The organism is Gammaproteobacteria bacterium (assembly GCA_013816845.1).
Lineage (GTDB): Bacteria > Pseudomonadota > Gammaproteobacteria > DSM-16500 > DSM-16500 > Aquicella.
The window spans coordinates 546,960-558,994 of the sequence record JACDDU010000001.1; the positions used below are offsets into that span (position 1 = coordinate 546,960).

At 35.3% G+C, this 12,035-nt stretch carries 11 protein-coding genes; 7 read left to right on the forward strand and 4 right to left on the reverse strand.

Going from position 1 to position 12,035, the window contains the following annotated elements:
- Positions 1-120: 120 nt before the first annotated feature.
- Both H0W64_02540 and H0W64_02545 read left to right on the forward strand, forming a co-directional pair.
- Positions 121-543: a hypothetical protein gene (locus tag H0W64_02540; protein MBA3660581.1), complete on the forward strand. Its 423-nt coding sequence runs from the start codon at positions 121-123 to the stop codon at positions 541-543.
- A 127-nt stretch (positions 544-670) separates the two neighbouring features.
- Positions 671-910 (forward strand): hypothetical protein, encoded by a 240-nt coding sequence (locus tag H0W64_02545; protein MBA3660582.1) that lies wholly within the window; start codon positions 671-673, stop codon positions 908-910.
- A gap of 105 nt (positions 911-1,015) precedes the next feature.
- On the opposite strand, the gene H0W64_02550 is transcribed toward H0W64_02545, so the two are convergent.
- Positions 1,016-1,423: a hypothetical protein gene (locus tag H0W64_02550; protein ID MBA3660583.1), complete on the reverse strand. Its 408-nt coding sequence runs from the start codon at positions 1,421-1,423 to the stop codon at positions 1,016-1,018.
- A 165-nt stretch (positions 1,424-1,588) separates the two neighbouring features.
- Here H0W64_02550 and H0W64_02555 point away from each other — a divergent pair, with 165 nt between their 5' ends.
- On the forward strand, positions 1,589-2,077 hold the full coding sequence (locus tag H0W64_02555; GenBank protein ID MBA3660584.1) for a hypothetical protein: 489 nt from the start codon (positions 1,589-1,591) through the stop codon (positions 2,075-2,077).
- A 13-nt stretch (positions 2,078-2,090) separates the two neighbouring features.
- On the opposite strand, the gene H0W64_02560 is transcribed toward H0W64_02555, so the two are convergent.
- Positions 2,091-3,221, reverse strand: a complete 1,131-nt coding sequence (locus tag H0W64_02560; GenBank protein ID MBA3660585.1) for a hypothetical protein — start codon at positions 3,219-3,221, stop codon at positions 2,091-2,093.
- A 232-nt stretch (positions 3,222-3,453) separates the two neighbouring features.
- Here H0W64_02560 and H0W64_02565 point away from each other — a divergent pair, with 232 nt between their 5' ends.
- A complete protein-coding gene (locus H0W64_02565) occupies positions 3,454-6,126 on the forward strand; it encodes a PAS domain-containing sensor histidine kinase (GenBank protein ID MBA3660586.1) in 2,673 nt (890 codons plus the stop codon).
- A gap of 107 nt (positions 6,127-6,233) precedes the next feature.
- On the forward strand, positions 6,234-6,494 hold the full coding sequence (locus tag H0W64_02570) for a hypothetical protein (GenBank protein ID MBA3660587.1): 261 nt from the start codon (positions 6,234-6,236) through the stop codon (positions 6,492-6,494).
- Positions 6,495-6,513: 19 nt separating this feature from the next.
- Here the strand turns inward: H0W64_02570 and H0W64_02575 are convergent, their stop codons facing one another.
- Together H0W64_02575 and H0W64_02580 are read right to left on the reverse strand one after the other, a co-directional pair.
- Positions 6,514-7,173: an endonuclease/exonuclease/phosphatase family protein gene (locus H0W64_02575; protein MBA3660588.1), complete on the reverse strand. Its 660-nt coding sequence runs from the start codon at positions 7,171-7,173 to the stop codon at positions 6,514-6,516.
- 315 nt (positions 7,174-7,488) lie between these two features.
- Positions 7,489-8,076 (reverse strand): DUF4142 domain-containing protein, encoded by a 588-nt coding sequence (locus H0W64_02580; protein MBA3660589.1) that lies wholly within the window; start codon positions 8,074-8,076, stop codon positions 7,489-7,491.
- 312 nt (positions 8,077-8,388) lie between these two features.
- Here H0W64_02580 and H0W64_02585 point away from each other — a divergent pair, with 312 nt between their 5' ends.
- Together H0W64_02585 and H0W64_02590 are read left to right on the forward strand one after the other, a co-directional pair.
- Positions 8,389-9,147, forward strand: a complete 759-nt coding sequence (locus H0W64_02585; GenBank protein MBA3660590.1) for a hypothetical protein — start codon at positions 8,389-8,391, stop codon at positions 9,145-9,147.
- A gap of 360 nt (positions 9,148-9,507) precedes the next feature.
- Positions 9,508-11,667: a hypothetical protein gene (locus H0W64_02590; GenBank protein MBA3660591.1), complete on the forward strand. Its 2,160-nt coding sequence runs from the start codon at positions 9,508-9,510 to the stop codon at positions 11,665-11,667.
- The last annotated feature ends 368 nt before the right edge of the window (positions 11,668-12,035 follow it).

The following is a 12,035-nucleotide window of genomic DNA, read 5'->3' on the forward strand; positions in this document are numbered from 1 at the left end:
TACAACGAATCAAATCAATTGTGTCGCTAGCTTTTATTTAAATCAACAGCGTTCATAACGCTCGAAAACATTCATCAATTAGTTTTAATCAATGATACATTTATTTTAATGGGAGTTTTTATGAAATTTAAAAAAGTAAGTATGAAATTTTTATTCGCAGCTATTGCAGCTTCTGCTTGTTACTTTCCAATTGCTGAAGCTTTTCCAGTCAAGAGTCTTGCTCAAACTTGTGAGTTAGGTAGCACGTGTCCAGTCCCAGGCAATGATGGTGGCCAAACCGTGTATAAGGTAACACCTTCTTCCGGTCTTAATTACGTATGCGAAGTGAAATCAGATGCTGGTAGTTTGAAATTCAGTATTACGCCAGGAAAAGATTTTAAAATGACCCATGGCGGTGGTTTGTATAATGCCAATCCATCTGCAAAAGTAGAAATCAACGGTCGTTTTGAAAATCCAAATAACCAGGATGATACCGGTGAAATTCGCATCACTAAAATGCCATTATCAGCTGATGGAAACGTGACGTGTTACGTTAAAAAGTAATCGACTTTAGATCAATATCCATACTAGAGTAGATACGTCAAAATTTGGCTCTGCATTTCTTGCAGGGCCAAATAAATACTAAGAATTAGTATTCATAAAAAGCAAAGGAGAAAGAGTATGAGTATGAATGGTTATAGTTCAAGCAATGGAAACGGTGGTTATAGTTCAAGTACTGGCGGAATTAGTGATGGCGGTAGTTACAGTTCAAGCAGCAGTTACCCATCAACAACCAGTCCTGGGTATAGTAGCTCTCAACCTTCAACAAATTTTCCAACAAACAATCAATCAATTAACTATAGTAATACTCAAAACCCAGCCAATATGTGGAGTTCTCACCGACGTCATCGTGTCGTTATTAATCCTGTAGATTGCTGCGTGCCGACGCACAATAAGTGCTTTAAATAGATTTTGAACAAAATAATCAAGTTTATTAAATAATGGCGAGTCCAACTCGCCATTATTCATATCAAGCTTAGTTACACAAATCTGTATCTGTATTAATTCTGTAGCTTCCTGGTGTGCCATATACCGTTACAATTGCTAGACGGCAAACGTTGGCATTAAAAAAGGTACCACGGTATGGGTCTTGTAAAACAAGTAAAGTACTCCATACGTTAGGATTGGTGTTATAAATGTGATCGTTAAACCCTGGATTAATTAAATCATTAATTGGACTATTTGGAACCACTGCATAAATATGACTTGTTGATGCATTAATTACGGTAATATCTGTTGGTGGGTGCAAGGAAGCTTTAATTGCGGCGGTAGCTTGCGGACGTTGGCTGCTGTAGTAGTTGCTTAACATGTCAGAGCTAGCAAAAGCAACAGATGCAGTGAACAAGCTCATTAAGGCTGTAGCACATAACTGAATTTTTCTCATAGTCCTTTCCTTTTTTTAAAGTAAGTGAGAGTCTGCCTTGAAAAAGTACTTAAATTCCATTTAGCGAATGATTATACTGATTCTTCAAGAGGGCGCAATCATGTTTTAGAGCGAGGCGTACTCATCGCTTTTACCTCAAGGATAATTATTTTTTAAGGAGCTCGGATGGCTGGCGCGAGTAAGTGGATTAAAAATGAGGCAATTAAAGTTTTGCCTGCCATTATTTACTTCTGTATAGCATTTAATTTAGTTCACTTTAGCGTTGGACTTTTATTAGCTTCCTATGACATTCGTTATTTTTCTTATTTAGAAATGACTATTGCAGCTTTAGTTGTCGGAAAAATTATTGTTATCGTTGAAAAATTTCCTTTTATTGATGCCTTTCCAGATAAACCGCTTATCTATAATATTTTTTGGAAAACATTTATTTATGTTTCTGCTGTATTAATTTTTCGAATTGTAGATAATTCAATACGTCTATTACTTGATCATCGTGCCAATGAAATAGGAAAGATTTTGCTTATTAAACTTTCTTCCCCAGTTTTTTGGTCAACACAAATCGGTGTAAGCATTTTTTTTGTTTTTTATATCATTTTTACGGAAATTTCAAACGCAATCGGTAATAAAAAAATGTGGCGTCTCCTATTTGGTTAACTTACCGGTTTAACTATATTACAGTGCACATATTATATCGATTTTGATCGTGATGCTCAGGGTGCTGTAGTAAGCAACTTTCTAATAAGGGTTTGCCAAGCTTGGCTAATTCAGGTTTGTAAGGAACGCCATATTTTTCATAAATAGCATGAATAAAACATTCATAAGTATCATGGTCTTTTTTATTGCTAAACATGTAGTTAACATGATTTGCATTTTCAAGCTTTAAAAGATAAACGTCATTCTTTCCTTTTGCATTTAACTCATAGGCTAATTTTTCCGTGCTTGCGCAAGGAACAATCCTATCCTTTTTAGATGTAATAAAAACGACAGGAATGTTTTCTGGAAATGATAGAACACTTTTTGCAGGTGAGGGACCATCGTTATGATATTGGGTAAACATACCAAGCGCTCTCCCTAAAAGTTGTGACGCTGTGTGAGAGGGTACCCAGTTTGCTATCACTTCTTCAACGGAAGAGAAACATCCCTCTAAAATCACGAGATGAACATTATCATATTTATATTTTGCGAAAGCATTGATGGTGGTCGCAGCACCACGAGACGGACCAAATAATATAATTTTGTAATCGGGATCAGGATGAAGTTTTATTAAAGCTTGGTATTTAGCGTAGTGGGACTCCATGTCGGTTTCTTGACCAAGACTAGTCTGATATATGTTATATGCCATAGCCTTCAGTGCTTCTGGCGCACTGGCAGGAGGCATGCTGTCAGCCTGTACTTTAATTCCTTGACACCAATTAACAAGACGAGATGCAGCACTTGTAATGAATTGAACAGGATTAAGATATGAATAGTAGTGCTGATAAGTTGTAGGATTAGCATTTTTAATTTCTACGCTATCATAAGAATCGAGGAGGATATCAATTGGTTTTAAATCTCGCCATTCACAAGAGACGAGCTGGCCTGACGTTGTCCTATATTTATTCGATGTATATTTAGCGCCTTGATATTCACTGTTAAATAATGCAGGAAAAAATAAAGAACAAAACTTTCCTGAGGGGGCAGAAGGGGTCGCAATCAAAGTGGGATCAGCTTCTGAGCTCAAAGAAGCAGGGAGCGGTGGTGCTAAAGTTTTCATAGTGGCTAAGATTGATTCAGTTGAGTCTGTTTCATTTTGTTGCATAACAATCCTTAATTAATAATTTTATATAAAATTACCCCAAAATTAAAAGCGCACAAAAAATTTGTTTGCAAACTATAACGCTAAGCTAATGACTATTAACTTAATTTAAAATAACCACGGTTAGGAAAGTAAATATTCTTTATAATTAGGTATGTAGCCTAAATATTCTGAGAAAAATTGTAAAGGTATCTGTTAAAACATTCTGGCTAATAAGGAAATAGCAAGGAACTTCATGGCCGCCACTAAGTACCTTTCCATAACTTTTGCCATTCTTACACTGTTGCTTGGCTGCTCAGTTATGCTTGGGACTGTGTTACACATCCCCGCTATGGTTCAAGTCATACCAGGTTTTGTCGGAATGGTTTTCAATTCCGCACTATTATTTATCTTAGTCGGCATAGCCATACTAGTAGGCAATGTATTTTTATTACAGAAAGTTAAAATAATTTTACAAGTTATCGGCTTATTTGTATTTTCTTACGCCCTATTAAGTTTGAGCCAAGATATTTTTGCCTACGACGCTCAGATTGATCATTGGCTTATTGATCCATGGATTCGCGATCCCAATCCTTCGCCCGGAAGGATGGCACCTAATACAACCATTGCTTTCATGCTGGCAGGATTAACGATCTTTTTCTTACCCACCCACGAAAATAAATTGATTCAAATACTTTTACCCCTATTTACTTTTTTTATTCTTCTCATCTCGCTCATTAGTATTCTAATTTATAGTTTAAAACTAGAATATATTTTTAGCTGGTATCATTTCACTAGAATGGCTGTGCATACTGCCGCCGGTTTATTATTTGTCAGTATAGGACTTTGGACGCTGATTCTTCAAAATCCTATGTTGGTTAAATATTATTTTGGTAGAGAAGATAAAAAAATTATTTTTTTATCTGGGATAGTTTTTATTATTCTTACGCTAATTACTGGATTTAGTAGTATCGCAGTTATTACATATTCTAATTTTGATTTTATTCATCAAGCACTTCAAAATACATTAGAAAGCAAAGTTGATATTTTCGAAGATGAAATTGATGAGATTCAACAAGACGTTAATGAAACGATTAACGATGAAAATTTCCATAAACTTATTATGCATGCCCAACGGGCTAATGCTCAAAATGCTAAGGAATATTTTTCGCTGATTTTTGTTAATGATGAATTAACGTTGAAACTTGTAGATCCTAAACAAGTGGTTTTATATGAGCAAGGTCAATTTATCCCATCATTTGTTCTTTCTTTACCAATAATAAATGCAGAGCCTACCTCCCTGATTTGGCAAAATGGTTTTTATCTTCGCTTCACTCGTTCGGTATTTTCAAAAGAGCACAAGCTTATCGCAACTTTAATTGGCGAAAAGTCGTTGAATTCATTAAACCAACTTTATACAGATTATCGATTGCTGGGTAAAACTGGTGAAAATATGATTTGTGGTAGAGATACTTTATATAACATAGCCTGTTTCCCAACCCGGTTAAATCCTCAAATTATTTCTTTTCCTAGCAGCAATAATTTCCTACCGCTTACAAAGGCTTTGCAAGGTCCAGTGGGATCGGAAAATGCTCTTGATTATCGTAGACACTCGGTCGTGACCTCCTACAAACCTACTAAAACAGGATTAACGTTTATTACAAAAATGGATACGCAAGAAATTTACAAACCCGTTGCCGATCTTTTAGTGATGATTATTCCCGCGGCTATGTTTTTAATATTATTAGGATTGGGATTATTAGGTTGGCTGGTTTCTCCCTTAGTGAAAAAAGTTATTCAATCCGAGCAAGAAGCGATAGAAAGGAAAATAGAATTACAAGAATCACAAGATCGTTACAGCGTAGCTGTTGATAGTAGTAATACAGGTCTTTGGGATTGGGGAATAAAAACTGACACGTTTTTTGCTTCGCCATTATTTAAAGCTATGCTTGGTTTTGACGAAAAATACACCTTTGACCATTTATCTAATTTTATGGAGCTTATACACCCTGATGATCTGGAATCACTATCTGCATTATTTAGTGATCCTAAACCAAGTAAGCTAGGGTTTAATATTGAGTATCGGTTAAAAAACAGCAGAGCAGAATATGGGTGGTATCAAACAATTGGTCAATATATTTTAAATGTTAATCATCAACCCATTCGCATGGCTGGTTCCTTATTAGATATTACGGAACGTAAAAGAGTGCAAAATTTAAAAAATGAATTCGTTTCTGTAGTAAGTCATGAATTACGTACGCCACTTACGTCAATTCATGGCGCTCTTTCTCTCATATTGAGTGGTACCTTTGGCAACTTTTCTGAAAAAGCACACCAGTTACTCGTGATTGCGAATAGCAATAGTGATCGATTATTAAATCTTATTTCAGATATTCTTGATATTGAAAAAATCGAAGCGGGTAAAGCTGAACTTAAATTGCAGCCTATCAACATAAATAAAATAATTCAAGAATCAATTACCGCAACCCGTATGTATGCTGAAAAATTTAAAATAACCGTAATTCTCACGACCACCGTGCCTCATGCTAAAGTCCGAGCAGATAAAGTACGTTTAATGCAAGTTTTGGTAAATTTAATTTCGAATGCTGTTAAATTTTCCCCTCCCAATGATAAGGTTGAAATCAGCATTGCTTTAAAAAATGATTTTATTCATGTCGAAGTTAAAGATTATGGGTTGGGCGTTTCCCAAAAATTTTCTAAACATATCTTTGAAAAATTTTCGCAAGCGGATAGTTCGACCACGCGTAAAGTAAGTGGAACCGGTTTAGGTCTCAGCATTAGTAAAGAATTGATTGCAGCGATGGGAGGTACCATTGGGTTTTTTAATAACCCAACAAAAGGTGCAACTTTTTATTTTACCTTGCCAGTATGGCATGATAAGCACGAGAAACATAATGAGATGCTATGATTTTTGTACTTATTAAAAATTGTGTGGAAGGAACCTATTAAAAATTTGAAAAAATTATTTGGCATCAGGTAAGATTAAAGAAGTCATTTATTACATATGGATATTTTATGTTTAAACAATCAAACCTTGGCATTAATCAACCTAAACTAACTTCCAGTCAAAAATTAACCAGCCTATTAACGAAGCCTGTAGTATCTACCATCACAACTGCGACCGAAGTGGGGGATCATCTACAAAAAGATTTGAAAAGTTTTGCTGTGCATGCCGGTTTTTTTGTAGGGTCTCTTTACGGACTTAGCAATCGCAAAACGGCACCATTGTTAAATTCAGAAATTGAAAATCCGAGGGACAATCCATTTACGTTATAGAAAATTCAGATTGATAAGGTTAGGTTATTTTTAAACATACTTCAATGGCGATGTGGTCCGATAAAGATTTCCATTTTCGATTAGTTAAGCGAACTGCACTACTTGATAAAAAACCTCGGCAATAGATGCGATCAAGTTGTAAAACAGGGGCCCAAGCAGGATAGGTTTTTGCATAGGCACCATGATGATGTAGAAAAGCTTCATGCAATCCAAGTTGGTTAATTAAAGGTTCAGTCGCATGTTTACGCCAATCATTAAAATCTCCACCCAGTATCAAGGGCTCATGCTGAGGAATATTATGATTGATATAGTCTACGATAATTTTTAATTGTTTATGCCTGTCTTTTTTTAATAATCCTAAATGAACACAAAGTAAATGAAGATTTTTATTGTGAGAAAGGGCGGCAGTTGCATGCAACAAGCCTCGATGTTCATATGCTCCCATGGAAATATCGGTATTGTGTGAGGAGATTAGAGGGAATTTACTCAAAATAGCATTGCCATGATGCCCTTTTGGATAAACTGCATTTTTTCCATAAGTAACATGGGGCCAAATTTCTTCTGCTAAAAATTCAAATTGATTTCCTTTCGATTCTTGTAGAAAGATAATATCTGGATGAAGTAATTCAATTTCCTGACGTAAATTCTTTAACGTAGATTTGGGTGTGAGCCAACCCACGCCTTTATGAATATTGAAACTGAGTATTCTTATTTCTTCGCTCAGAAACTTGCTCCCTAAAACCTAGATTCTATTACTTAGTATATAACATTTATCCCATGAAGTATGGTCAGTAATCGATTGAATTATATGAAATTTAATGAATGCAAGTCACCTAATCTTATAGGTTAAAAATATATTCTCAATCAATCGCAATGAAAATTCAAAACCTACAGGTGGTGAGTATGACGAAATATAAGTGGGATAAATGGATTAACAAATTTGAAATTAAAAGTGCACCTATAAGTGCACTTTTAAAGTTAAGGGTAATAACTACTAGGACATAGAGTTTAATTTTTTCTGTATTGCAATGCCTCTTTGCAAATGTTCACTAACATGATGGCGAGTTACTTTGATTAGTCTTTCAAGTTTTGGGTTGTTAGTATTTTTTAATAAAACATTATTAATATGATTTAATGCTTCTTGATGACCTTTAATCATATCTTCGATATAAGAATTTTGAAATTGCTTAGTGTTATCTAAAGATTTTAAGTTAGCTAAAACTTTTTCTCCTTCTTGCTGGAGCGAAACTGCAGCTTCAGATTTAAAAGGTTGTTCTTTCAATTGTCGGCTTGTTTTAATTGTATCGTGTAAACCTTGTGTATGTTGCTTATAAAGCCAATGAGCATAATTTTGCACCATTGGATTTACTTTTTTGGTAGCAACTTCTTTAGCGGCTGCAATTTCATTTTGATTTAAAACGACAAGCCAGCCTAAGATTTCCCGATTTTTTTCAACATTTGCATTTTGTTGGGCGTTATGTTGCACATTAACGTTATTATTATAATTTTCAGTCTCAGCAAAAGCTGGTGACATTGAAAGAGTAGAGCAGAGTAGCGATAGTAACAAAAATTGATGTTTCATGAAAATTCCTTTTAAAAATTTAATGAACGGTGTCGTTGCCCAACATAAATGCTGAGTGATAGTAGTTTAAAACTGTCTACTCAATAAATCAAAAGTTAAGATAGTATTTTGAAGAGATAATTTGAAAAGCGTAATGTAGTATGTATTAGTCATTTTTTGTTAAAACTTTATTGCATCAAAATGCTTAAAAATTAGCCACATTCTGAAAAATTCATTTTAATACAAAAAAAACTAAGTATAATTCTTAATTGTGGAAGAGAGGTTCCTTCCATCACTCACTACTATTTTAAAACTTAATAAGCCACTTAAATAATGACTTCAGCAAGAGACACCTCAACTTCTGACCCATTGCTTTACGGAATATTTAACTTATCAAAAATCGAAGCTATTCTAAAAAAACCCATTCCATTTAATTGCACCTCGTCCATCCGGAATCTTGAGCCTTGTAAAAAAGAGATTATCCCCGCAAGCATGATTGATAAATTTCTTGAAGAAATTTCGGAAACAGAAACGAGCTTTAAAGTTGTTCGGTTTTTATTGAAAGTTGATAATACGCTTTTATTTGCTAAAGAAGGGTATCCCTGTGGAGAAATTCCTGCTCATTTTCAAATGGCAAATTTAGACATCCGAAAGGCATTTTGTCTTTCAGCGGGTAATGCTTTTTTTGATGATAAAAATACCCTTTACAAAATAAACCACCAAAGTGGAGATTTCAGACCTGACTTTAATTCATTGGGTCTAGCATTATCTGCGTTTAAAAGTAATCGTATTAAATTAAATTCAACAATCCGCATTAATGAATTGAATAAGCATGGCTGTACCATTAAATCATATCAATTAGCTTCCAACTTAATCGATGAAAATATTATTGCTGAAGCCAATAAAAAAAATCTGACCCCATTGAGTACGTCTAATAATATTCATTCACCCCAATCAAAAAAAGATAAAAAAGGATCGAGTTTGAAATTATCCAATTTTTGGCAAAAAGCGCCCCTCGAAGGGGATGGTTCTGTGAAAAATTCCACAGAATTTGAGCCAGTCATTACACCGCAACTATCCATCGTACGTTAGCAATTATTTTAAATATTTTGATCAAAATATTTAAGACGACACAGTTGAGCTTTGGTGCAGAAGCATCAGAATCCTGGTGATGGAAGCTGCGCTAGCGTGGATAAATTCCCTTATGTCGTTGGGATTAGATTTTGGATGAGTAGGGTGTATATCTATTCATTGCATAGTATTTATGTTAATCACATTAAGTTAGAAGCTTGATTGTAGTGTTAAATTTACTTATAACCTCACTTTTCCCCCGCTCATTTGATATGACCAAAGCCAGCCTAGATAATTCCCAATTAATTATTTGACTTAATCAATTCTTAAGGATGACTCGTTTACAATGACAATCTTTATAAGAATAACTAGGTAAATAGTATGTTTAGATTACCCTATACTCCTCCTGTACGTCAGGAAGACAATAATCGCAACGATAATAATGCAGTTAATCATGGGACTGATTTTATTAAGCGAACTGAAGAATTATACAACCGAATCAAATCACATTTGCCTAGTCCCTCACTTCGATTATTAACCAGGGATGAATTGAATGCTAAGTTAGCGAAATTGCCTAATGCTAAACAAGTTTTGCTATTTACCTTGATTTCATTTCCACCCGCGCTCGAAGGTATTGGTAAGGGTGCTCTCAGTTTAACTAAATGGTTAGATGCGGGTGAATCATTTGGTTTGTTTGAGCCCAATCCAGAATTTCTAAAAAGTCCTGAAAAAATTATTCCGCTTGCCGTTATTTCATCCACTTTAGCTTTAGCAGTTTATCTAGCAAGTACTCATGAAAATTATGAACATGTGCGGTCTGAAAGACAAAACTCGTTATTGGGGCAACAAGCTGAAGAACATCCACAATTACGTTATAAAGATTTAAAAAATGTAATAATAAAAAAATCCAAAAATGCTTTGCAAGTGATGCATATGTATCCGGGTCATATTGTTGTTGTCACAGGTAAAAGTGGGGCCGAAGTATTTTTTATTATTACGAGTTTTGCCTGGTTGATGAATCAACTGGGACATTTATTTAAACACAATCCTATGTACTATTATTCTACAATTGGTCTTGGTGCTTTTATCGGTGCTGAAGGGCTTTTTACCGAAGGTCCTGCGATGCTTAAGTTTTCTAATCGTGGCTATGCAATTAATTCCTATACTGATCATATCCATAATCGGTTTAATAAAGCGTTGGTCACTGGAGCTGTTAATACCGCAGCCCTAACTACATCGCTTGTGGCCTTAGTTTTAGCCATGGCAGAGAGTTATGAATCGGTTGAATATATTTTAGAACAATTGAAAGTTAAAAAAGATATTGCCATGGCTATATCATGGTTTGGTGCATTACCGGTCGGTTTATCATTTGCCGTGGTACACCATCTTGTCAATAACTGCACCATCAAGGAATTTTATGCATCTCACGTGCGACAATTAACACAAGATGGCACTAAAGCTTACTTTAAAAATAATTTTAATTTAAGCAAAGAATTGCGTGGGAAAAAAGGATTTGGAAATATCTTGAGTTGGTTTGTAGCTTTAAATTATTTTGTTATTGGGCTTGGTGCAATTGACTCGCTTGTATATCAAATGAATTTAAATAGGCCAACACCTGTTGAAACTGATCCTAAAGAAGAGTATGAAGCGAATGATATTCCTTTATATATTCGCTTACCCATCTATGTACCGTTAGCAGCATTATTTAGCATGGGGATGTATGCTGTACATTCGAGACAGTTAATGAAATTTCTTAAGTGTCAACTGAACAGTGATAATCCCCGTTATCAAGGAGAACCACCAGCTCACCAAGGCGTAACTAATTATACCGCTCCTAAAATCTCTAGAGATGCGCTTCATCTTTTACTCGTATTTCTTGCTAAAGCAAGCATCAATTTATTCTATTCACCTAACGCTTATGAATATGTCAAAGATGCACAAGATATCAAAAACAGTAATTGGGATGGCTTTGCGGTCGGGACGACTTCCTTGTTATGTTATATTTTTATGCGCCAGTATTCTTCATTGCAAAGCGTTGCCCAGTTTAAAGCCCTGACCAATGCAAGCATTCAAAATGAAAGTAATGAAATTATCAATTTGCCAGCTAGGGAATCAGTCCAAGAAGTAGTGCCAGATACAAACAGAAGTGTCATACCGAGTTATATACCACGCCATAAGCGCGATTTAGTAATTAATTGTTTGTTATTATACGGCGCTATGCATTTACTTACGGTTGGATTGCAATATGGAATAAAAAATGTGGTTCTACATAACACTTCTCCTACTGAAATGAGTGATCGTAATGCCATTGATCAATTGCTGACAGCTGTCATCGTTGCGTTTGCATCTTTGTTTATCTTGCAAGCCATGTTGAAATCCGCTCAGGCAGTCCGTTCTGGTTTTAATTTCTTCAAGACTAATGGGGAACGTTCCTCACAATCTGGAAATCATCAACGCGTAGAGATCATACCTGAGGGGGAGGAGGATTTCTTTGTAGGACAACCACAACCCGATGAACGGTCCACGTTATTGAATAAATAAAGATAGCATTATAGAGGTGAGTGAACCTCGCACCTCTATACAGTGCTGTTTTAGTCTAAAAGATATTATCGATTAAGAAAGCATATACAAACAGTAAATCGGATAAGCTCAATAATCGGTCTAGAGAAACTGAGGGTAATTGATATCCAAGGATATTTTGACTGAAGTGCTATATTCATTATTTCACTAATCGTTAAAATTCAAGATAGGGCAGAATCGCAGGCGAAGTAATCCTGGATGGCGACTATATACTACTTGTAGGGCAAAAGGGGTGCTGATGTGTCTGATTTGAAAATCACCGCCCTAATTATTCCTGTAATTCCTATTACAGGAAGTAGCTTGGATCTGGGAGGGGTGGTTTCAAGTAA